This window comes from Marinobacter guineae (assembly GCF_002744735.1).
GTDB lineage: Bacteria > Pseudomonadota > Gammaproteobacteria > Pseudomonadales > Oleiphilaceae > Marinobacter > Marinobacter guineae.
Window position 1 is genome coordinate 86,661 of sequence record NZ_KZ319339.1, and the last position, 21,361, is coordinate 108,021.

Annotated in this window: 18 protein-coding genes; 9 read left to right on the forward strand and 9 right to left on the reverse strand. The window is 57.1% G+C overall.

What is annotated here, in order from left to right; translation table 11 throughout:
- The 5 genes from gspK to gorA are packed head-to-tail and all read left to right on the forward strand — an operon-like array spanning window position 1 to window position 4,965.
- Window positions 1-1,008 (forward strand): type II secretion system minor pseudopilin GspK, encoded by a 1,008-nt coding sequence (gspK, locus tag CLH62_RS00405; RefSeq protein WP_099616191.1) that lies wholly within the window; start codon window positions 1-3, stop codon window positions 1,006-1,008.
- A gap of 2 nt (window positions 1,009-1,010) precedes the next feature.
- Window positions 1,011-2,315: a type II secretion system protein GspL gene (gene gspL, locus CLH62_RS00410; RefSeq protein ID WP_099616192.1), complete on the forward strand. Its 1,305-nt coding sequence runs from the start codon at window positions 1,011-1,013 to the stop codon at window positions 2,313-2,315.
- A gap of 4 nt (window positions 2,316-2,319) precedes the next feature.
- Entirely contained in the window at window positions 2,320-2,850 is a 531-nt protein-coding gene (gene gspM, locus CLH62_RS00415) for a type II secretion system protein GspM (protein ID WP_099616193.1), read from the forward strand.
- Between the two features lie 55 nt (window positions 2,851-2,905).
- The gene (locus CLH62_RS00420) at window positions 2,906-3,577 is read left to right on the forward strand and encodes a GNAT family N-acetyltransferase (protein WP_099616194.1); all 672 of its coding nucleotides are present in this window, start codon (window positions 2,906-2,908) and stop codon (window positions 3,575-3,577) included.
- Between the two features lie 26 nt (window positions 3,578-3,603).
- The gene (gene gorA / locus CLH62_RS00425; protein WP_099616195.1) at window positions 3,604-4,965 is read left to right on the forward strand and encodes a glutathione-disulfide reductase; all 1,362 of its coding nucleotides are present in this window, start codon (window positions 3,604-3,606) and stop codon (window positions 4,963-4,965) included.
- A 49-nt stretch (window positions 4,966-5,014) separates the two neighbouring features.
- On the opposite strand, the gene CLH62_RS00430 is transcribed toward gorA, so the two are convergent.
- From CLH62_RS00430 to CLH62_RS00440, 3 genes are read right to left on the reverse strand one after another with little or no spacing between them, the layout of a single operon-like run.
- Window positions 5,015-6,958, reverse strand: coding sequence for an ATP-binding protein (locus CLH62_RS00430; protein WP_099616196.1), 1,944 nt, complete (start codon window positions 6,956-6,958; stop codon window positions 5,015-5,017).
- Window positions 6,951-7,931 (reverse strand): ABC transporter substrate-binding protein, encoded by a 981-nt coding sequence (locus tag CLH62_RS00435; protein ID WP_228152734.1) that lies wholly within the window; start codon window positions 7,929-7,931, stop codon window positions 6,951-6,953. Before CLH62_RS00435 ends, CLH62_RS00430 begins: the two co-directional genes overlap by 8 nt.
- Window positions 7,932-7,966: 35 nt before the next feature.
- Window positions 7,967-10,126 carry a TonB-dependent receptor plug domain-containing protein gene (locus CLH62_RS00440; protein WP_228152735.1) on the reverse strand — a complete coding sequence of 720 codons (2,160 nt, stop codon included), beginning with the start codon at window positions 10,124-10,126 and terminating at the stop codon, window positions 7,967-7,969.
- A gap of 132 nt (window positions 10,127-10,258) precedes the next feature.
- On the opposite strand from CLH62_RS00440, the gene CLH62_RS00445 reads away from it, so the two are divergent.
- Window positions 10,259-10,909 (forward strand): molecular chaperone DnaJ, encoded by a 651-nt coding sequence (locus CLH62_RS00445; RefSeq protein ID WP_099616198.1) that lies wholly within the window; start codon window positions 10,259-10,261, stop codon window positions 10,907-10,909.
- Between the two features lie 14 nt (window positions 10,910-10,923).
- Here the strand turns inward: CLH62_RS00445 and CLH62_RS00450 are convergent, their stop codons facing one another.
- From CLH62_RS00450 to CLH62_RS00465, 4 genes are all read right to left on the reverse strand, one after another.
- A complete protein-coding gene (locus tag CLH62_RS00450) occupies window positions 10,924-11,919 on the reverse strand; it encodes a bile acid:sodium symporter family protein (RefSeq protein ID WP_099616199.1) in 996 nt (331 codons plus the stop codon).
- A 3-nt stretch (window positions 11,920-11,922) separates the two neighbouring features.
- Window positions 11,923-12,600 (reverse strand): FadR/GntR family transcriptional regulator, encoded by a 678-nt coding sequence (locus CLH62_RS00455; RefSeq protein ID WP_099616200.1) that lies wholly within the window; start codon window positions 12,598-12,600, stop codon window positions 11,923-11,925.
- 79 nt (window positions 12,601-12,679) lie between these two features.
- The gene (locus CLH62_RS00460; protein WP_099616201.1) at window positions 12,680-14,170 is read right to left on the reverse strand and encodes a flavin-containing monooxygenase; all 1,491 of its coding nucleotides are present in this window, start codon (window positions 14,168-14,170) and stop codon (window positions 12,680-12,682) included.
- 91 nt (window positions 14,171-14,261) lie between these two features.
- Window positions 14,262-15,173, reverse strand: a complete 912-nt coding sequence (locus CLH62_RS00465; RefSeq protein ID WP_099616202.1) for a LysR family transcriptional regulator — start codon at window positions 15,171-15,173, stop codon at window positions 14,262-14,264.
- A gap of 113 nt (window positions 15,174-15,286) precedes the next feature.
- On the opposite strand from CLH62_RS00465, the gene CLH62_RS00470 reads away from it, so the two are divergent.
- Complete coding sequence (locus tag CLH62_RS00470; RefSeq protein WP_099616203.1) at window positions 15,287-16,906, forward strand: NADH-quinone oxidoreductase subunit L; 1,620 nt, start codon at window positions 15,287-15,289, stop codon at window positions 16,904-16,906.
- Window positions 16,903-19,368, forward strand: coding sequence for a YbcC family protein (locus CLH62_RS00475; protein WP_099616204.1), 2,466 nt, complete (start codon window positions 16,903-16,905; stop codon window positions 19,366-19,368). Before CLH62_RS00470 ends, CLH62_RS00475 begins: the two co-directional genes overlap by 4 nt.
- 33 nt (window positions 19,369-19,401) lie before the next feature.
- Here the strand turns inward: CLH62_RS00475 and CLH62_RS00480 are convergent, their stop codons facing one another.
- On the reverse strand, window positions 19,402-19,674 hold the full coding sequence (locus tag CLH62_RS00480; protein WP_099616205.1) for a YebG family protein: 273 nt from the start codon (window positions 19,672-19,674) through the stop codon (window positions 19,402-19,404).
- 132 nt (window positions 19,675-19,806) lie between these two features.
- Complete coding sequence (locus tag CLH62_RS00485) at window positions 19,807-20,775, reverse strand: beta-ketoacyl-ACP synthase III (protein ID WP_099616206.1); 969 nt, start codon at window positions 20,773-20,775, stop codon at window positions 19,807-19,809.
- A 178-nt stretch (window positions 20,776-20,953) separates the two neighbouring features.
- Between CLH62_RS00485 and CLH62_RS00490 the strand changes: the two genes are divergently transcribed.
- Window positions 20,954-21,205 carry an HP1242/YdcH family protein gene (locus CLH62_RS00490; protein WP_099616207.1) on the forward strand — a complete coding sequence of 84 codons (252 nt, stop codon included), beginning with the start codon at window positions 20,954-20,956 and terminating at the stop codon, window positions 21,203-21,205.
- Window positions 21,206-21,361: the final 156 nt, after the last annotated feature.

Sequence of the window (21,361 nt, forward strand, 5' to 3'; positions counted from 1 at the left end):
ATGCGGCGAATCTCCGGTTTTCCTGGCAAGGGCCAGCATGGCGTGGCGCTGATCATGGTGCTTCTTGCCATGGCTCTGGTGGTCATGCTTGCCTCAGGGATGACCCAGCAGCAGAGTATCCGGGTGTTCAAGGCGGGTCACTACCTCGCTCAACAACAGGGACAGAGCATTGCACTGGGCGCTGAGGTCTTTGCCCGGCAGATTCTGAGCAGGGATTTCGAGGAAGACAAGGAAGAGAGTCTGATGGTCGATAGCCTGGATGAATTCTGGGCTGCCAACGCGGCGGTGCTGCCGCTGGATGATTACGGCGTGGCCGAAGTCCAGATCGACGATCTGGGCGGGCGCCTGAACCTGAACGATCTGGTTGGCGGTAACGGCCAGGTTGACGCGCTGGCACGAGACCGTTTTGTCCGGCTTTTTGCGGCGCTGGGAATTACCGCAGTGTCGGTAGACTCCCTGGTCGACTGGATTGATCCGAATGACCAGACGGTGACTGCCTATGGTGCCGAGGACGGCCAATATCTGATGGCCGATCCGGGCTACCGTGCCGGGAATCAGCCCTTTACCAGTGTGACCGAGCTGCGGCTGATTGAGGGCATGACCGAGGAAATTTATCAGGCCCTCAGGCCCCATGTCGTTGCACTTCCGGTGTCCGGGGCTGGCATCAACATCAATACCGCCACCGCAATGGTGATTCGCTCGCTGCATGAAGAGCTGACGGACGCTCAGGCTGCGTCTATTCTAGAGAAGCGGGAGGAAGAACCCTTCGAGAACCTGCAGGACTTTCTGGCACTACCGGAGTTTGCCGGTCTCGGGCTCAAGTCTGCGGGCCTCGGTTTGCAGACCCGTTTTTTTGAAGTTGCTTCGAGGATTACCTACGATAACCGTGTCGTTAATATGGTCAGTACCGTGTACCGGACCCCGGAAGGGGAGGTCCGGACGGTTCGAAGGGATACCGGGCAGAAAAACCGAATCACCAAAGAGCCTTTTACCATTTCAGAAGGATAACCATGTCTTATCGCCTTTACGTCCGCCCGATACCGCCTTTTGCGGACGCTGACCAGGATCCCGGTGCCCAGATGTTCAGTTGGGTGCTGCACGACGCCAGTGGCGATACCCAGGCCCGTGGAACCGGAGACAGCCGCGATAGCATTGAACAGACTCTGGGCCAGAACGCCCTGGACAACGTTTTGCTGATTGGCCTGATTCCCGGCGAGGAAGCACTGTATTGCCTTGCCGACATTCCTGCCAAGCAAAGCCGCTTCATCCACCAGGCTCTGCCCTATGCCGTTGAGGAGCAGATCGCCCAGGACATTGACTCCGTTCATCTGGCGCTGGGGAGCCATACCGATCGCGGCTACCGGGTAGCCGCGATCGACCGCGAACGCATGGCGCAGTGGGTGAACCTACTCAGTGGCTGGGATTATGTGCGCCTGGAAGCAATCCACGCGGACGCCTCGCTGCTACCACACACCGCTGGTGGCTGGTCTATCTGTCTGGATGGTGATACCGCGATGATGGTCAGCGAGCGGGGCGAGTGGCTGAGCATGCAATCAGCCAATCTTGGCATGTTTGTTCACACGCTCGCGGCACCCTCCGCAGAAGAAGTGGTGGCGGAAATACCCGTGACGCTCTATGGCACCGAGGACGAATTTGAACTTCATCAATCGGGCATTGCTGAGCTGAATGCTTCTGGCCGCCTGGTGCTCCAAAAGGAAGTTCTCGAGCTCATGCCGCTCGAATTGCTGGCTTACGCCCATCATCACCATCTGTGTGAACCGGTTAATTTGTGCCAGGGCATGTTCTCGGCAACGTCCGGCAAAACCAGTCCGCTGAAGCCCTGGAAACCCCTGATTGCGGTCGCTGCGGTCTGGTTTGTGATTCAGGTCGCGCTGCAGGCGGGGATGGGTTTCTATTATCAGAACCAGGCGGAAAAGCTGAGAAATGACGCCATGGCAATTTACCGCGACGCCTTTCCCACTGATCGTCGAACCCATGCCGGTAATGTCAGGCGCGTCATTGAGGGCCAGCTCAGGGTTGCCGGCACCAGTGGTCCGGAGGTGGACTTCATCACTCTGATGAAATACACCGGGCAGCAATACGCGCGCTTGCCGGGCAGCCAGTCCGTCAATTTCAATTCAGTGAACTACAGCCGCTCCCGGGGAGAGCTGATCGTGGATGTGCGGGCCGACAGCTACGATCGTCTGAGTGCCTTGCGCAATGGTCTGGCCAGTCAGGGACTTGAAGCCCAGATTGGCTCGGTAGTGAACGAATCCAGCGGTGCTCGTGGCCGCCTGACTGTATCCGGAGGTTAAGGTTATGCTTTCCAGAATCAAGGATCAGCCAGCGGTGGGCAAACTGATTGCCCAATACGATCAGTTGCCGAGGCGTGACCAGCAGGCTCTGATCGCGCTCGCGATCGCCGTCTTTATCGGAATTCTGTACTTTGCGGTCTGGCGCCCGTCGGCGGAGTTCCATGATCAGTCGATGAATGCCCGGGATAATGCCGCCGAGCTGCTGGCCTGGATGGAGACGAATGAAAAGACGATCCAGCGCTTGAGTAATTCCGGAGGGGGCACCCCATCATCTACTGCAGACAAGCCGCAAGACGGTCGCGCCCTGATGGCTCTGGTGACCCGTTCCGCTGGCGAAGCGGGATTGTCACTGCAGCGGTTTGAGCCTGGCGGAGAAGGCGCTATTCGGGTCTGGCTGGAAAATGCACCGTTCGCAGAAGTTGCGGCGTGGCTTGAGAGCTTGAAAACGAGCCATGGGGTGATGATTGATCAGGCCGCGATGGACAGGGCCAGCGAACCGGGGCGGGTTTCCGCTCGTTTTACGCTGACCATCTGATTCTGAAAAACAGATTCCGGGCCGTTGTCCGGGACTGACGCAGGAGAGGAAAGCGATGAGTAACGGAAGCGACAACAAGAATAAATCCGAGCCGGCTATTGTTCGCCTGGACGACAGTGCGCGCAATGAAGCCAGATCCATACTTTTCCATGCTTACCGGAATGAACCGACATTCCAGTATCTGTTCGATCACCGCCGGCCGGGCTACGAGCAGCGGGTCCGGGCCACCGTGCGCGAACTGATAGATCTGTATCTGGAGCACGACCAGGACGCCATCGGGGTGATGGTCGACGACACCCTCGTTGCGGTAGCTTTCATCGGTGATCCCGAACTGCGTATGAATCTGGCGGACCAGATAAGCTGGCGCATCCGTATGGTACTAACCACAGGTTTCGCATCCACGCGCCGTTATCTGGATTACCACGAGAAAATCCGCAACCTCTTGCCACAGCCCCAGGCCCATCAACTGCCGTTGATGGGGGTGAACCCCAAGTACCAGAACCGGGGCTATGGGCGGTTGTTGCTGAAAACGGTTGAGAAACTCTGTGCAGAAAATCCGCAGGGCAGCGGACTGGTCCTGGATACTGGCAACAACCGTTATCTGCCCTTTTATGAATCCGAAGGTTTCCGAAGCCTGGGCAAGATCCAGCTCGGAGATTTCGAGGATCACGTTCTGTTCCGGGAAGTGCATCCGGAAAGCAAAGCGGCCGCGCCAGGCCATGTCTGATTTTTTAACTCGTAACGGGAGAAGCTGTGTCTGACCAGCAGAAATTTGATCTGATTGTTATCGGAGCCGGCTCTGGCGGTGTTCGACTTGCCCGTATGTCGGCGCAACGAGGCGCCCGGGTTGCCGTGGTGGAATCACGGTACCTGGGAGGCACCTGTGTCAACGTGGGGTGCGTACCCAAGAAACTGTTTGTTTACGGTGCCCACGTACATGATGAACTGGAAGACGCGGCCGGTTATGGCTGGCAGGTCCCGCTGGATGATGTCCGTTTCGATTGGCCCAAGCTGGTCGCCAACAAGAACGCCGAAATTGAACGCCTGAATGGCATCTACGGCCGGCTACTTGAGAATGCCGGGGTTACCATAATAGAAGGCACCGCCATTCTGTCTGATGCCCATACGGTTATGGTCGGCGACAAGTCCTACACGGCCAAACATATTACCGTGGCCACCGGTAGCTGGCCGGTTATTCCGGACGTACCGGGAAAAGAGTGCATTCTGACCTCCAACGAAATGTTCTACCTGCCGCAGTTGCCTAAGCAGGCAGTGGTCTGGGGCGGCGGCTATATTGCGGTTGAGTTTGCCGGCATTCTGGCCGGGCTGGGCGTTGAGACCACGCTGTTGTACCGCGGTGATCTGTTCCTTCGCGGATTTGATGGTGATGTCCGCCGGTTCACGGAGCAGGAAATGCGCAAGAAGGGCATCCACCTGAAGTTCGGCGTGACGATCGAATCGGTTGAAGCTGAAAATGCCCATTACCGGGTACAGCTCAGTAACGGTGAGATCATGGAAACCGGCCTGGTTATGGCCGCGACGGGCCGGCGGGCTCTGGTCGACGGGTTGGGGCTGACAGATCTGGGCGTCCAGTTGAGTGCCTCCGGACATGTGGTTGTGGATGACCATTTCCAGACCGCCGTTCCCTCAATTACGGCACTGGGTGACGTGATTGGCACTCCGCAGCTCACGCCGGTTGCCCTGGCACAGGGCATGGTGCTGTCACGGCGGTTGTTTGGTGACGGCCAGGGTGAAATGGATTATTCCGCCATTCCCACGGCTGTGTTCTGCCAGCCCAACATCGGTACGGTTGGTCTTACCGAGGAGGAGGCCCGCGAGGCAGGACATCGCCTGCGGATTTACCGCTCCGAATTCCGGCCGATGAAATACACCCTCAGTGGTCGTGATGAACGGAGCCTGATGAAACTGGTGGTAGACGATGAAACCGACAGGGTGTTGGGAGCCCATATGGTCGGTCCGGATGCCGGTGAGATCACCCAGGGCCTCGCGGTTGCCATCAAGGCTGGCGCCACCAAGGCGCAGTTTGATTCCACGTTGGGGATTCACCCGACATCAGCGGAAGAGTTCGTCACCATGAGAGAACCGGTGGCCTGAATCGGTCCTGATTCAGCAAGAGGCGGCCAGGGAAGGGCGCCAACCCGCCTTAAAGCTGTATCCAGCGGTTCAGTACTTCGCGTAGATTTTCCTTCCGTACTGGTTTGGCCAGGTAGTCGTTCATTCCGCTGTCAAGGCAGCTCTTTTCGGTCCCTGGCAGTACATCCGCAGTCAGGGCAATGATCGGCGTTCCGGACTGACCGTTGCTCTTCTCCCATTCCCTGATGTACCGGGTTGCCTCGTAACCATCCATAACCGGCATCTGGCAGTCCATCAGAATGACATCGTATCCGTGGTGATTGGTGGTTACCTTTTCCAGTGCTTCCTTGCCATTGTCGGCGGAATCGGTCTGGAAACCCAACCGGCTGAGCATGGCGGTGGCAACCCGCTGGTTCACCGGGTTGTCTTCCACGACCAGGGCATGGCTGGTCCCGCCTACCGACTCCCGTGGCGGGATGCCGGCGAAATTTGGTTGGGCGTTGGTTTCTGCCAGCTCAAAAGGCAGTTCAAACCGGAACGACGAACCCTTGCCAAGATCGGTCTCTACCTGAATATGGCCGCCCATCAGTTCCACCAGGCGTTGCACCAGAGACAGGCCTAGTCCGGTGCCTCCGTGCAGCCGGGCGTTTCCGCCGTCGAGCTGTTCAAACGAATTAAAAATGTCGTGCAGGCGATCCACCGGAATGCCGGAACCGGAGTCGCTTACCGAGCAATTCAGGACGACGCAGTTGTCCTCAAGGGCGACGCAACCGGCCTGAATATTGATAAAGCCGTCACCGGTAAACTTGATGGCATTGTCGATTAGCCCGGCGAGCACCTGCCGAAGACGGGCGGGGTCGCCGGTTACCAGTGGGATATCGGGCCATTCGCCATAGAATGTGAGATTCAGCGCCAGGCCCTGTTGTTCGGCCACATGCCGGTAGGTAGCCGTGCAGTTCGAGATGAGCTGTTTGAGGTCAAACTCCTGGGACTCCAGCCTGAGAGTTCCACTGTCCATACGGGAATAATCCAGGATGTCGCCGATAACGGTGAGCAGATCCTCCGTGGACTGACGAGCCGTGGTGAGGTAGTCGCGCTGGCGGTTGCTGAGTGGTTCTTCCTGGACAAGGTCAACCATGCCGAGCACACCATTAAGTGGCGTACGTAACTCATGGCTCATGGTTGCAAGAAACTCGGATTTCGCCTGGTTCGCCAGTTCCGCCTTTTCGCGAGCGTTTTCAGATGCCGCCAGGGTTTGATCCCTGGCCGTCCGCAGGCCGTCCAGGTGTTTCGCGAGCTGATTCAGTTGCTCCTCAATGGCGACAACTTCCCGGGAAGTCTGATGGGTATTCAGCGGCCGTTCCTGATAATCGCCAGCGGTCAGTTTACCAATACGGCCTGCCAGGTCACGGATCGGAGAGAGAATGGCACTCAGGAAATGGTTGATGATCAGAATGGTGAACAAAAGCAATGCCACACCGACCGCCGTGGATGTCCATAGAATGTCCTGGCGTCGGTCGGCTAGCACATCGGTGCTGACACCGACCTGCACAGTTCCCACCCTCAATGAGCCGGAGCCAAAGCCATAATCCGGTTCAAACCACTCCGATGTTCGCTCTGAACCAAGCTCCAGGGGCTGCTGGAGAATTTCTGCCTCAAATATCTGAAAACGTTCCGGATTCTCCCGCAAGTTCACCGGTTCGTGGGCGACGAAGCCGATCTGTTCGCCCAAAACATCCGATACCCGGATCCAGTCCGCCCTGCTGCGGCGCAGGGTTTGAGAGAGAATCTGGTCCAGGGCTAGGGTGTTGCCGGATACAACCGCGTACTCCAGGGCCGGAGCAAGACTGTCTGCGAGCATCTGGCTGCTGTCTGACAAGTCGCGCCGGGCATCTTCCAGACGGGCCGAAGTGAAAAACACCATCAGTACCAGAAACATGACAACGGCAGGCAATGCCCCTAGGAGCAACAGCTTGCGGGACAACGGGCGTTGGGGTCGGGGTGTATTATTCATCAGACACCTCCCCGTTGACGGTCAGTTGTCGATCCACTCGCTCGGCAACGTCCTCCCGGCTGGGTAATGGGATGTTCAGGGAGCGCGCCACCTGCTTGTTTATTGCTACCCGGAACTGATCCGGGTAGGAGGGAGGAGGGAACTCGCCAGTCTCAAAGTAGGTTTCCAGAAATTTGCTGGCCAACTGAACCATCTCGGGAAACGGTGCATAGCTGGAGGCCAGGGACCCCGCTTTCACATAAGCCTGGGTTGGTCCGATGACAATCTGGTTACGGCGATAGGCAGTCAACAGGATATGTTTGATGGTTCTCGGGTTGTAGATCGCACTGTCGGGGGCGGCGAGCACGAAATCCCCATACCCGAGCGCCCTTACAAGCGTCGGGATCAGATTGTCGCTTTTTTCAACGAGGAAAACCTGGGCAGACATACCAAAGGCCGGGAGTTCATCTAGCAAGGGTTCATAGAGCTCCACCGAATCCGCGGTTGCCAGCAGGGCAATCTTGGTCGCCTGGGGCAGGATCGCCTTTCCCGTCAACGCCTGGCGGATCAGGGGAACATCGTAGAGAACGCCGGAAATCTGGCCTGGTGAGCGGTCGGCAAATGTTGAAATAAACGACTTCTCCACTAGCATTGCAAGAATGGGCGTCGAGCGGTTGACCTGGCGAACCCGGGAGAAGGCGGCCGGTCCGATAGTGATGACCGGGGACTTTTCAATCATCGCCACCTGGTCTTGGGTGACAGGGCGGAGGACAGTGCCGTCCGCGAGCTGTGCCTCGAGCAGGGTTGTCAGATGCTGGTCAAGAGCGCCGTTTCCAGATCCCACCAGATAGACAGTTCTGCCAGCCCCGTTATTCTGGGCATGGGTCGTATGGCTGAACGTGAGTAGAAAAAGCACGAGGCAGAGCCCAACGGTGAGTTGCCGGGCGATCCCCGTGGCCTGCTTTTCCTTCAACCGGGTTACTGTGTGTGTCATACCGTCCTGGGTCAGATGCTTTCCATGGTCGTGGTTCAAAAACGTATTCCGGCCTCAACAAAGAACTGGTTGTGGTCTTCGATTATGTTATCCGGGCTGGTGGCCGGATCCCTCACCAGATAGTGCTGCATAGTCAGCGCAAGCTCATAGCTGAACGTTGGCTGGTCAATTCGCCTGCTAATACGGAAATCCGCCCGCTCGAACTGATCTCGACGAAACTCGTCGGTCCAGTAGAGCACGGCCGCCCCACTGAATCCCATCGGTAATTCCTGGATCCAGGCCACGCTGCCAGAATGCCTCGCTGAGAGCCGACCAAGCAAGTCAACGACATACTCCTGGTCGTCCGACACCAGTTTATTCGGGTCGCCAGTGTACTGGCCTCTCTGGTGCAGATAACCGTAGGTTGCCCTCAGGGTGGTACCGGCAAGCTCAAGCGAGGTTTCCAGCTCAAAGCCTTCCTGCTCAAGTGCCACGTTGTTATCGATGAACCAGTCTTCTTCGTTAATTACGCCACTGATCATGTCATCAAGGTCGTCATTGAAGTAGCGGAGCTCTAGCAGGAACAGAGCTTTATCCAGATTAAACTGGCCAAAATAGCTTATTTCCCGAGAGGTTATGCGCTCCTCTTCAAGTTCTTCACCAAATGTTGATGGCCTGTCACTAAAGGTCTGCACCAGATCCTCAACCAGAAACCTCTGATTTTCCAGGGCCTGGAAGGGGGGCTGGACGTTGCGCACTGTGTAAGACCAGTCCGGGTTCTGCTCAAAGGCATCCGGCGTCCTCACAGCCTTGGAGAAAACGAACCGGAGCGCGTGATTGTTCTGAAAAATGAAATTTGCAGCCACTCGGGGTGAGAAATAGCCTTCATGGGTTGTGGTGGTCTGTTCCCAGTTACCGCCGGCGTTCAGGGTTAACCAGCGGCTGGGGCTGAATTCGAGATTGCCGAAAGCCCGGCCCTGGTAATTATGACCGCGGCCATTAAAGAAGGTCTCTGAACGGTAGGTGTCTTCCCGATAACCGAGCCCGGACACCAGCTTGAGGTTCGGAGTGAAGATCAGCGTGTCCTGTACCTCGAACTCGAGACGGGATTCTTCAATGTCTTCGTTCAGATCTGCTACGAAGGGTCCCTGATTGGTTGGAAACGACGGAGACCCTGGTGGCAGTATGGCTGCGAACTCGTTGGCCGGTATCTCAACAGACCAGCGCTGACGTCTTTTCTGATTCTGGTAGCTGACCTGAACATGGTAAAAATGGTCATCCGAGATGTAGCCATCGAAGCGGGTCTGAAGATAATAGTCATCCATCACAATGTCCGGGTTTGTGGTGGCACCCAGCTTGCCGGATTTGAACTGGTCCTCCTGGTTTACCCCGTCCACCACACCTGCTCTGAGTTCAAGCGCATTGTTACCGGCCAGCTTCAAGATACTGTCAAAATTGACGTTGTTAGTGTTGTAGCCGTCGTGAAATGGAATTTCTTCTCCACCCTCAACCTGCGTATCAAAACCGTTGGATTTGCGTTTTTCGTAGGCCAGCCGCCAGCTGCCGTCCTGGTTGGCATCACCGACAGAGGTGAAAGTTCGCAGGTGACCGCGGGAGCCAACGGAGGTGTAAGCTTCAGCGCCGGCGGTATCGGCAGGGGATCGGGTAATAATATTGATGCTGGCCAGAAACGCATTGATGCCGTAGGCGGCCGAGTTTGGTCCGCGGCTGACTTCGATGCGCTCGATCAGCTCCAGGGCAACGGGCATGGCAATCCAGTCCATATCCGACAGGCTGGCCCGGTAAGCGGTTCGGCCATCTACCTGAATCTGGAGTCGGCGTTGTTCATAATGCACCGTGCCGTGGTAGCTTGTGACAGGCGTATTGCTACCCACTTCAGCCACAACCATCCCCGGTACAAGCCGAAACACCTCAACGAGGTTCATGACCCCAAGATCCCGGATCATGTCGCCGGTTATAATGGTGGTTGAGCCCGGAACGCGGGTTTTGGACTGGCGAAGTCTGGTGGTGGTCAAGACTTCGGGCGGAAGAACCTCATCGTTCTGGAATTCGGGAAAGCTGCTGGAAAGAGTTTCGTCCGTATACTGTGCCCAGGCAGCCGTTGGAGTCAGAACCGCAATAGCACAGGCGGAAACGAGGCTGGCAACGAGAGGGCGGTCTTTCAGCATTGCAGCCGTTTTTGTCGATAGATGCATGGTTGACGTTCTATAATCTGCCGAGATAGAGGGAAAGCGCGATCTTATTATCATTGAAGTCTATCGTAGGGGACTACAGGCTTTTTGTCTCTCTAAAATGTAATGAATGTCAGGCCCGGGAGTTGCAGCTGTATGAATTGTTGGGAAATCCTTGGAATTGAGCCCACCGGCGATCGACAGAGGATCCAGGATGCGTATGAGCAGCAGCTCAAGTTTGCCTCTGATGACGAAGCCCGGCGCCTCGAACAGGCGTTTCGGGAAGCGGTAGGTGATGTCCCGGAGCCACCGAGGGACGAGCCGGTAGCCGTTCAACCGGCAAACCAGGACCAGGCCGGGGGCGAGGAAGCTCAGCGTCCACTTGATGCCAACGACGGCCAGGTTGTGCGTGAAGTGGTTATCCAGATCAACGCGCTGCTGAACGACCCCTCACGGAGCAAGGATGTCGGTATCTGGAAAGCGATTCTTAAGGAACCACCCGCGGATCAGGAGCCCCTGCGCCGCGAGATCGGTCGGCAGCTTGAGCCGCAGCTGCGTCCAATGGCTGAAAACGGCACGTTTCCAGCTCCCGTCGCTCAGTTTATGGGGGACTGGTTCGACTGGTTCAGTGTCGAGCAGGTCCCGGACCAGGATTTGCCGGATGACCGCAACACTGAAGATTCGGGCCTGGCGGAAGCGCAGGAAGACTTGCCACCCCAGATGGTCAATTTCTGGCCCGCCATTATTGGCTGGATTGTGGGTCTGGTCATCCTCGCTGCATTGTTTGGTGGAATGGGTGGCGGTTAAGTCCGTCACCCTGGTTATTCTGCTTTTTCTGCATTGGCCTGTTCGATCTTCTCCCGGTATTTCTGTGCAAGGATCGCCCCGACGATTATCTGGATCTGGTTGTAACACATGATCGGCAAAACGATCATCCCGAAGCCCGGGTGGCCAGAGAACAGTACCTTCGCCATGGGCAATCCGGATGCCAGGCTCTTCTTGGAACCGCAAAACACCACGGCCGCCTCGTCTTCGAGGCTGAAGCCGAATCTCCGCACCAGAAACCTCGCAAACACCATAAACAGCAAAAGCAGACCCAGACACAACGCGATAGCGAACAGGATTGCCTGCAGCGGCAGTTTCTGCCACAGGCCGCTTTCCACAGAGAAGGAAAAGGCCGAGTAGACGATCAGCCAGATTACACACTTATCGTAGCGCGCCATCAGGCCTTCATTCCGTGCCAGGTAACCGCCCAGCCAGGGCCGCATGGCGTGGCCAACCGCGAAGGGGAGCAGCAGCTGCAGGACAATGTCTTGCAGCGCTTCGACCACTGAAAAGTCTCCGCCCCCAGAGGTGCTCACCAGCAGCAGAAGCAGGAAAGGTGTCAGCATCATGCCGAATACATTGGAGGCGGCGGCGCTGCAGATAGCCGCCGGTACGTTACCCCGGGCCATGGCCGTATAGGCGATGGAAGAGGAAACCGCGGATGGCAGTACGCCCAGGTACAGGAAGCCAAGGCCCAGGTCTTTCGGCATCCAGGTCGGCACAATGCCGCTGAGCCCGTTGATGGGCAATACCGCCAGCGGGAAAAAAATAAACGTCAGCGAGGCGATCAGAATGTGCAGGCGCCAGTGGGTGGCCCCGGCAATGATCTGCTCCCGGGACAGTGCCGCGCCGTGGAAGAAGAAGAGCAGGGCGACGGCCACCGTCCCCGCCGTCGCCAGAATGCCTCCCGCCTTGCCGGTGGCGGGCAAAAAGGTCGCCAGAACAATGCCGCCGAGCAGCAGCAGGGTAAAGGTATCGATCCGGAATTTCATGGCTCAGGACTCCTGCCGCTTGAGCGCCTGAAGGCTGGGTTTCAGCAGCGCTCTGGCGAGGTTCTCTGCCTTGTTCTCATCCTGCCGACGAACTGCCGCGAGCAGGAGTTCGTGATCTTCCTGGGACGGCTCGGGCAGATCGGTGTTGGTTTCGGTTTGCTCAATGGTCTGGCTAACGGCGTGGGAGAAGTAATCGTAGAGTTCAACCAGTGCCGAATTATGGGAGGCTGCCACCAGGGCATGATGAAAAGCTTCATCATGGCGGATGCGGTTTTGCAGATCGTCACCGGCTTTGGCCCGGGCATCCAGGGCACCGGTCATGTTTCGCAAATCCTGTTCAGTGCGCCTTGCCGCAGCCAGTTTGGCAGCTTCCGTTTCCAGCATGATGCGCACTTCCAGCTGATCCGCCAGTTGAGTGCGGCCGATTCTGCGGAGTGTTTCGCCAGCGTCCCGGGTGGCGCGCACGTAGGTGCCGTCGCCCTGCCGGGTCTCGAGCATACCTACATGTACCATCACCCGAACGGCCTCACGGACGGTGTTCCGGCTAACCCCAAGCGAATCTGACAGCTCCGATTCCACGGGCAGACGGTCGCCGACGCACCAGTCGCCTTTCTCAATGGCATTTCTGAGGCTTTCTATGGCGGTTTCCACCAGAGAACCTTTACGGATACGCTCAAGCATATGTCTATCATCCTTCAAACCGATGAACCAATCATCCTATGAATTAGCGAAAGCTTCAAGCATGGGTAAAGCTTTGGGCTCACTGAGAGGGCTGTGACGGATAGATAAACTGGTAATCAGCGGTATCCGCCCGTCGGGTCGCGAACCGGTAGGTGAAGGTAAATCCGGGCCAGTTAACGGTATTCCGGCCATTGGCGTCGAGATACCAGGAAGTACACCCGGCATTCCAGACGGTGTCTTCAAGCCCGTGCTGGACAACATGGGTAAAACGGTCCTGCCTGTCCTGGCGAACGTCCATGGCGGAGCCAGGGTACTTCCCGAGCGCATCCAGACAACCGAGAACATAACGGAACTGTGACTCCAGCATATACAGAATGGAATTGTGGGCCAGGTTGGTGTTGGGACCATACAGCATGAACAGGTTGGGAAAGCCGCTGACGGTGATGCCTTTGAAGGCGGCTGCGCCGCTTTTCCAGGCTTCGTTCAGCGTTTTCCCACTGCGGCCGGTTATCCGGATGGGGGAGAGAAATTCAGAAGCCTGGAAACCGGTCCCGCAGATGATGGCATCCACCGGGTGGTGGTGGCCGGCGCGGGTGACCACACCGGTTTCATCAATATGGTCAATGGGGTCGGTAATCAGGTTCACATTTGGCCGGTTAATGGCCGGGTACCAGTCATTGGAAATCAGAATGCGTTTACAGCCGATTTTGTAGTCGGGGATGATGTGGTTCAGCTTTGCAGGGTCGGTGACCTGCTTTCTGGCTTCCCGTTTTGCCTGGTTGGCATAGAACTCCAGCAATCCGCTGAATCTGGTGAATGCCAGGGCCCGGCTCTCGTTTTTCCAGTAAATCAGGTAACGGTAGATCCGGTCCCAGAGGGGAATCTTCTGGAATAAGACCTGCTCCCAGGGTTTGAAGGGGCGATCCGGCTTGGGCAGCACCCAGGCGGCGGAGCGCTGGAACAGGTCGAGCTGTTTCACCTTGGGGGCAATCTCGGGCACGAACTGGATAGCGCTGGCGCCTGTGCCTATCACGGCTACCTGTTTGCCAGTCAGGTCGTAGTTGTGATCCCAGCGGGCTGAATGGAACATCGTGCCCTGGAAGCGGTCCAGGCCATCGAGCTTTGGCCACGCCGGCTGGTTAAGCTGGCCTGTTGCCGTGATCATGACGTTGGCTGTCAGTTGTTCTCCGGTAGTCAGTGTGACGGTCCAATGATTGGTGCTGTCATCAAAAGCCGCTTCCTGCACTTCCGAATTGAAACGGATGTGGTCAGCGAGCTGGTATTTGGCGACGCAGTGTTCCATGTACCCGAGGATTTCCCGCTGCAGACCAAATTTTCTGGACCAGTCGTGCCTGGGTTCAAACGAGTAGGAGTACAAGTGCGACTGCACATCGCAGGCGGCGCCAGGGTAGGTGTTATCCCGCCAGGTGCCACCCACCCGGTCGGCCTTTTCCAGCAGTGTCAGGTTGGTGTAGCCCGCCAGTTTCAGTTTTATGGCCATTCCGAGGCCACCGAAGCCGGTGCCGATAATCAGAATGGACGGGCGTGCACGTTCGCTACGCTGGGTCATGGAGGCTTGTCCGTCGTTGTTGTTGTGGTTTTTCAGCTCTCAGTATACGGGTGTAACTGGCCCCGATGGATGACTTTTCTGGCCAGACTGGCTAGTCAGAATGATCAAGCTGTGGCCGGGCGAGAAAATTATCGGACGGTTGCGCCAGCAACTCCCGGAGTGCTGGTGTCTCGAACTGGCGCCGGATGCTGATGGCGTAGAATTCCTCGAAGACGCCGGGCAGGGCGCCATAATCCGCCAGGGCGCCGCTTTTCAGTTCGTCCCGCACCACCACCGGTGGCATGATCGCAAAGTGCCCGGTGTCCCTTGTCAGCAATCGCATCATGGCCATGTCGTCCACTTCAGCGGCAATGCGCGGCCTGAGCCTGTGGTACTCGCAAAGCTGATCAAACGCCTGGCGGATGTTGTTGTCCGGCCCGGGAACAATCAGACTCCGGCCCCTGAGTACCTCAGGAAATTCTCCCTGCACCTCCAGCCCCACCGGGCCGATGATACTCACTGGCTGTTTTGCGATCAGGCGGGATCGCCAGGGATTCTGCTCATCCCCTTGTACTGCCTGATTGGAAAGAATCAGATCCAGCCGATGGGCTGAGAGCCTTCTCAGTAATTCATCAATGTGGCTACTTTGCAGGCTCAGTTCCAGATCTTCGCGGTTCAGCAAGGGCTGCAGAAATCCCTCCTGGAAATTCCGTGACAGGGTCGCAACCGCGCCAATTCGAAGAATTTCCCGGTTTGGTTGTGCGCCAGAGGCAAACAGAGCCGACAGCTCCTCACCTTGCCGGAAAATCTCTTCGGCGTAGGAGAAAGCCATGCGCCCCGCCTCGGACAGCTTGAGCCGGCGCCCTTCACGAATAAACAGGTCATGGCCCAGGCTTGCCTCCAGTTTCCGGATCTGCCCGGAGAGGGCGGACTGGGAGATGTGCAGCGAATCCGCTGCCCGGGTGAGATGGCCGGTACGGGCGACCTTCCAGAAGTAATACAGGTGGTGGTAATTGAGCTTCATCGCCAACTGTTCTCAAAAACAGAATGAAGTGATCAGTATAAACTATTTTTTATATCGGTCGAGCATGGGCAAAGTACTGCCAAACGGTACCGCCATACAGAAGGTTTGCCCCTATGAATCCAATCGCTGAATTTTCTTCGCTACTGGTACTGGCTATCTGGCTGATGCTGCCGGTGGCCCTGTTCGGTCTGGCCGGATTGAGTGGCTGGCTGAAAAGCCCTCTGAAGCTGAATCACTGCTGGCACATTGCCGGCTGGCTGATGGTGCTCTCAATGGCTGCGTCTTTACTGGTTGCCACTTTACTTGTTATTCAGTCCGTGGCCGGTGGCGACAGCAACAAACTGGCTACCCTCGGCAGTCGCTTTGGTTTGTACCCGGATGGTATCGCCGTCTGGATGGCCCTGATGGTGGCGTTCGTCGGGTGGGTGATTCTGCGGTTTGCGAACAACTATCTGAGCCAGGATCCGGGCCGTGATCGCTTCCTTCCCTGGTTCCTGGTGACAATCGCTTCGGTTCTGGTCCTGGTCTTCACCAATAACCTGGTGATTCTGGCGGGCGCCTGGATTGGTGTCAGCCTGGCTCTGCACCACTTGCTTACGCTTTACCAGGACCGGCCACAGGCCCGAATGGCAGCAGTTCAGAAGTTTATCGTCAGCCGCGCCGGTGACGCTCTGGTGATTTCTGGTGTGGCGTTGCTGTATCTCCACTACGGCACCTTTTACCTACCAGAGATGGTGGCAAGCGAGACCGCTCGTACAGGCGGTTCGCTGGAGCTGACCATGGCCTCGGTGGCCCTGGCTCTGGCGGCAGTTCTCAAGTGTGCCCAGATTCCCTTCCATGGCTGGCTTATCCAGGTAATGGAGGCGCCAACACCGGTTTCCGCTTTGTTGCATGCCGGCGTGATCAACCTCGGCGGGTTTCTGTGGCTGCGCCTGTTCCCGGTGTTTGACGGTTTTACCGCCGGACACCTGATACTTCTGGTGATAGGCGGCCTCACAGCGGTCGTTGCGATTCTTACCATGATGACCCAGTTCTCCGTGAAACATGCTCTGGCCTGGTCCACCTGTGCCCAGATGGGCTTCATGCTGTTTGAAATCGGCATGGGCGCCTACACCCTGGCGCTGCTGCATCTGTTGGCTCACTCGCTTTACAAGGCCCACTCTTTCCTGGCATCCGGGCGCACGGTAGTGGTGTCGGCAGCGGGTGGTTTTCCCGAATCTCCGGTGGCGAGCCGGCTACTCTGGGCGGGCTCAACCGGCCTGGTCGCAACCCTGATTCTGTTTCAGGCTCCGTGGATTGTAGAGCACAACCCGATTTTCGGGGCGCTGCTGGTGTTTGCAGTGGCCGCTGCGGCCATGGGCATACCGGCAGGTGCAACTGCTTCAGTAAAGCTCAAGCTGGCCGGCATGGCGGTGTTTCTGGTTCCGGTTTATTCACTGCTGCATACGCTGGTGGGGCCGGCCGTGCCCGTGCATGAGGGATTTGCCGTTCCTCCGGTCGGGTACGCACTGGGGGCAACCATGGTCGCGTTGCTGGCCCTGTGTTCCCTGCTGATTGTTCTGGGCGCCCGTTTCCGGGCAACCCGTTTGCTCTGCGCCCACTTCCGGCAAGGGCTCTATCTTGAGCTACCGTTTGACCGGCTGACCCGTCAGCTTGCGGCGGAAGCGCTAAGGGTGCCGTCCATGTTTCGTAGGGTTCCCCATCATCCGTTCAGACTGGAGGAAAGATCATGACCAATTTATCGGTATCTGTGCCGGAGTTGCAGGTAAGGGATGATGGCTGGCGCGAGTCCTTCCGTAAGGCTTGCGATCTCATCGCCCCGGTCTGGCCACTGGATCAGTGGATTGCGGTAAACCCATTCTGGGGGCTCAGGCACCTGCCGGCAACGAGGGCAGATCAGGTTCTTAACGAGCGTGGCGGGATCAATATTCTGATGCCCGCGGAGTATTACCAGGAAGCCTGGGAAGGCGGCCGGATCCGGGACGAGGATCTACGGGCGAGCATCGGGGAGCTTTGCGACGAGCCGGATCCTGCGGGGTATCTGGACTGGCTTGGTCGCAGATTAAACACCTCTGCGCCCTTGCCGGGTTCGATTCCTGGTGCGCTTCCTGGAAACTCGACTGATTCAGCTGACAACAAAGAGCAGAGGCTGGCTGAGGTTGTTTGTGATCAGGTTTCGAAAACCTGTGGCGCTTTTTTTGACCAGCGCCAGGGTCGTTGGTCTGCAACCAGTGGCGGATACGACACGGATCTGTTCGGTTTCTGGCTTGAGTCGGTTCGCGAGGATCGGTCGCTGGATTTCAGAACCGGTCTGGCTGGTGCCCGGGCGTTTTTCAAATCCGTGCCGGATACCATGAATGAGGCGATTGCGGAGTCTATCAAGGGCATCGGGGTTTCTGGTCAGGAGCTGGAGGCTCTGTTCCACAGTCTGTTGCTTCGGGTAAACGGCTGGGCATCCTGGTGCCGTGGAGAGGACTGGCGGGCTGGCCTGGAGGGGGCATCGTCTGATCGCTGCGCAGAACTGCTGGCCATCATGCTGGTCTGGGAGTCCTTCGGTGTTGGCTTTGCCTCTCCCGCCCAAAAAGCCGACTGGCAGAAACGGCGAACCCGGGCACGTCGTGCCGGCGACCAGAACGATCGGAGCAGGCTCTGGGTATGGCAGCGCGCGTTTGAGCTCGGTTATCAGCGCACTCTTTGGCAGGCGCTTGGATTCGGACGAGCGGCTGAGACGGTTTCGGTTTCAGAAAGCGAGACGCCGGATGCCCAGGCCGTGTTCTGTATCGATGTCCGGTCTGAAGTGATGCGCCGGCATCTGGAAGTCGTGTATCCGGGTTTGCAGACACTGGGCTTTGCAGGCTTTTTCGGAATGCCCATCGCACACCAGAAATACGGGCCTTTCGCGCCGGTCCGGCGTCTGCCGGGGCTGTTGTCAGCACCATACCGGTTAATCGATACCAACGGCAGCTTGCGGGAAGACCTCGCTGAAAACAGGGCCCTTGATCAGAAGGAAATTGTTCGGGAATCGGTGAGGAAGGCGAAATACAGCAGCCTTTCAACATTCACCATGGTGGAAACTACCGGGCTCGCATGGGCCTGGAAACTGCTGAAGGACAGCTTGAAGCGTGGTCAGCACCGCAAGGGTGGACACAGTCCTGAAGGGCGGTTGGTTCATAACCACGGCGGTGATCCACTTGCAGATTCGGAAAAGGTAGCGCTGGTTGAAAACATGTTCCGGGGCATGTCGTTAACCGGTGGTTTTGCGCCCCTGCTGGTGTTTGTTGGCCATGGCAGCCATACCGATAACAATCCGAACCAGGCTGGCCTGGATTGCGGCGCCTGCGGCGGGCAGAGTGGCGGTGTCAACGCGCGCCTTGCCGCCCGCCTGGTTAATGAGCCTCAGGTCCGGGCTGGGCTGGCCGCCCGGGGTATCAGAGTTCCCGACTACACCTGGGCCATCGCTGCTGAACATTGCACCGCGACAGACAAGGTGACCATTGCGGATCGCCACCTGGTTCCGGACTCCCACCTTCAGAAGCTGGCTGATTTGGAGGCCGGGTTTGAGGAGGCGGGCGTTCGGGTTCGCAAGGAGCGGGCAACACCACTGAAACTGAACGGGTTGACTGATGACCAGCTGAAAGAGGCCATGGAGACACGAGCCATAGACTGGTCGGAAGTGCGGCCTGAGTGGGGGCTGGCGAACAATGGGGCCATCATTTTTGCCAAACGGGCAAGAACCCGTGGCCGGAATCTTGCCGGCAGGGTATTCCTGCACGACTATGATCCCGCCCTGGATGGCGATGGCAGCCTTCTGGAAGGGCTTCTGGCCGCTCCGATGATCGTCGCCAACTGGATTAACCTCCAGTACTTTGCCTCGGTAACGGTCCCGGAGGTGTATGGCTCCGGGAACAAGCTGCTGCATTCAGTCATTGGTGGCAATGTGGGCGTGGTTGAGGGCAATGGGGCGCATCTGAGGATTGGCCTGCCGCTGCAATCGGTTCACGACGGAACCTACTGGCGCCATGAACCCGTTCGGCTGACCGTGCTGATTGATGCTCCGGCGGAGCGTATTGAATCGGTGATTCGACGACAGCCTGACGTCGCGGCCCTGGTGGAGAACCAGTGGGTCTGTCTGTACCGGATGAATGGGAGTGGAGCAGAGCGTTACGACAACGGGGAATGGAAACGTGTAGCGTGAGGCAGGGCGGCCGTTACCGGTCGCCCTTCGCTGTTATTCCTGCTCGGCGTTAAGCAGGTCAGGCTTTTTGAGCGCTTTCTGAAACAGATCCTTTTCCTCAGCGATGGCCATGGCGCAGCGTTCAGCCAGGTCATCGCCCAGACCTTCAACCTTGCGGCTGAGAAATACCTGAATCTCTTCGGCCAGCTCCAGAACCTTGTCCCGGGCATCGGCTTCGGCTTTTGAGGTGAACAGCATAGTATCAGGATTTTTCAGTGCCATATCCAGGCCGTCCCTATCGGAAAAGTAGACTGCTTGTACTGCCATGGTCATTCCTCGCAGTGAGCGTTAGTAGTACTGTATAAAAACACAGTCTATCCGACCGGAGGTGGTCAACACAATGCCGATCGGGCTTCAGCGGTTACCGAAGCCCGGAAAGAGAGGGTACGGAAAGGGAAATCAGTATCTCAGTAGTGCGGAACCCCATGTGAACCCGCCACCGAAGGCCTCCAGCAGGATCACCTCATTGCGCTTGATTCGTCCGTCGCGTACGGCGACATCCAGCGCGAGGGGTATCGAAGCGGCAGAGGTGTTGCCATGCTGGCCGACGGTAACCACCACCTGGTCCATGGACATATTCAGTTTTCTGGCAGTAGCAGAGATGATTCGCAGGTTGGCCTGGTGCGGCACCAGCCAGTCAATATCGGATTTCTGCATCTGATTGGCTTCAAGGGTTTCGTCAACGATCTTGCCGAGGGTGTTCACCGCCACCTTGAACACTTCGTTTCCCTTCATCTCCACGAACGCTCGTCCGGCTTTGACCTGATCATAACCATGGGCAATGCCGCAGGGCACATGAAGTAACTCTTCATATTGGCCGTCGGCATGAATGTGCGTGGAGAGAATTCCGGTTTCCTCATCGGCTTCCAGGATCACCGCACCGGCACCATCCCCGAAGAGCACACAGGTGCCACGGTCTTCCCAGTTGATGATGCGGGAGAACACCTCCGCCCCGATGACGAGCGCCTTCTTGCTGCTGCCGGTTTTGATGAACTTCTCAGCTGTTGCCAATGCATAGACAAAGCCGCTGCAGACTGCCTGAATATCGAAAGCCGGGCAGCCATGGATTCCCAGCCGGGCCTGCAGAATGCAGGCGGAGCTCGGAAAAATCTTGTCCGGGGTCGACGTGGCGAACACAATCAGATCAATGTCTTCAGCGTTGATTCCAGCCGCTTCGATGGCGTTCCGCGCAGCCTGCTCGGCGAGGTCGACCGTAGTCTGGCCCTCTACAGCAATATGCCGCTGCTCGATTCCTGTACGCTCGCGAATCCACTGGTCTGTGGTGTCGACCATTTTTTCAAGGTCTTTATTGGTAACGATATTGTCTGGCAGGTAAGAGCCGGTGCCGGTAATTCGTGCAAAGGTCATTCGCGAGTGTCCCGAGGCGTAACTGGTTTAACGTTTTTCAATGCTATACCTATGCAACGTCGCGCGTAATTAGCGATTTGTCAAAGACGCCACGAAACTGGCAGGCTCGTCTATGCTGAAGGTGATCACCTTTGATCGAAACAATGCATAACTCTGCACAGAAAAGGAGAGCAAGACGATGGGCATTTCCAGCCATGAGCTTCACAAAGAATTTCCCCAATACAGCGACCTTATTGATGAGCTAAAGAGCAACGACCCGGGGTTCGATGAGCAATTCCGGGAATACGCGGAGCTGGATCAGGAAATAGAGGGGCTGGAAAAGAGGGATTCGCCCATCAGTGACGACAAACTGCATCGCATGAAACAGAAGCGAGCTCAACTTAAAGATAATCTTTACCGGGCGTTGGTTTCAAACGGCAAATCATCATAAAAACGCAATGATTGTGTAACCTGAATTTCACTGAAAAAATGCTGAGAGCCCCGTGTGTAGGGGTTTCCAAGTATTTAGAAAACTCCTCGTCAACTCTAGAATAGGATCCTACTTAAACAAGGTCCCGGTTTTAAATGACCGACTTTTTGCGTTGAC

What these genes read in the sequence shown, in the direction of transcription:
- gspK (WP_099616191.1), top strand. Translation starts at nt 1, where the DNA reads ATGCGGCGAATCTCCGGTTTTCCTGGCAAGGGCCAGCATGGCGTGGCG.
- gspL (WP_099616192.1), top strand. Translation starts at nt 1,011, where the DNA reads ATGTCTTATCGCCTTTACGTCCGCCCGATACCGCCTTTTGCGGACGCT.
- gspM (WP_099616193.1), top strand. Translation starts at nt 2,320, where the DNA reads ATGCTTTCCAGAATCAAGGATCAGCCAGCGGTGGGCAAACTGATTGCC.
- CLH62_RS00420 (WP_099616194.1), top strand. Translation starts at nt 2,906, where the DNA reads ATGAGTAACGGAAGCGACAACAAGAATAAATCCGAGCCGGCTATTGTT.
- CLH62_RS00430 (WP_099616196.1), bottom strand. Translation starts at nt 6,958, where the DNA reads ATGAATAATACACCCCGACCCCAACGCCCGTTGTCCCGCAAGCTGTTG.
- CLH62_RS00435 (WP_228152734.1), bottom strand. Translation starts at nt 7,931, where the DNA reads ATGACACACACAGTAACCCGGTTGAAGGAAAAGCAGGCCACGGGGATC.
- CLH62_RS00440 (WP_228152735.1), bottom strand. Translation starts at nt 10,126, where the DNA reads ATGCATCTATCGACAAAAACGGCTGCAATGCTGAAAGACCGCCCTCTC.
- CLH62_RS00445 (WP_099616198.1), top strand. Translation starts at nt 10,259, where the DNA reads ATGAATTGTTGGGAAATCCTTGGAATTGAGCCCACCGGCGATCGACAG.
- CLH62_RS00450 (WP_099616199.1), bottom strand. Translation starts at nt 11,919, where the DNA reads ATGAAATTCCGGATCGATACCTTTACCCTGCTGCTGCTCGGCGGCATT.
- CLH62_RS00455 (WP_099616200.1), bottom strand. Translation starts at nt 12,600, where the DNA reads ATGCTTGAGCGTATCCGTAAAGGTTCTCTGGTGGAAACCGCCATAGAA.
- CLH62_RS00460 (WP_099616201.1), bottom strand. Translation starts at nt 14,170, where the DNA reads ATGACCCAGCGTAGCGAACGTGCACGCCCGTCCATTCTGATTATCGGC.
- CLH62_RS00465 (WP_099616202.1), bottom strand. Translation starts at nt 15,173, where the DNA reads ATGAAGCTCAATTACCACCACCTGTATTACTTCTGGAAGGTCGCCCGT.
- CLH62_RS00470 (WP_099616203.1), top strand. Translation starts at nt 15,287, where the DNA reads ATGAATCCAATCGCTGAATTTTCTTCGCTACTGGTACTGGCTATCTGG.
- CLH62_RS00475 (WP_099616204.1), top strand. Translation starts at nt 16,903, where the DNA reads ATGACCAATTTATCGGTATCTGTGCCGGAGTTGCAGGTAAGGGATGAT.
- CLH62_RS00480 (WP_099616205.1), bottom strand. Translation starts at nt 19,674, where the DNA reads ATGGCAGTACAAGCAGTCTACTTTTCCGATAGGGACGGCCTGGATATG.
- CLH62_RS00485 (WP_099616206.1), bottom strand. Translation starts at nt 20,775, where the DNA reads ATGACCTTTGCACGAATTACCGGCACCGGCTCTTACCTGCCAGACAAT.
- CLH62_RS00490 (WP_099616207.1), top strand. Translation starts at nt 20,954, where the DNA reads ATGGGCATTTCCAGCCATGAGCTTCACAAAGAATTTCCCCAATACAGC.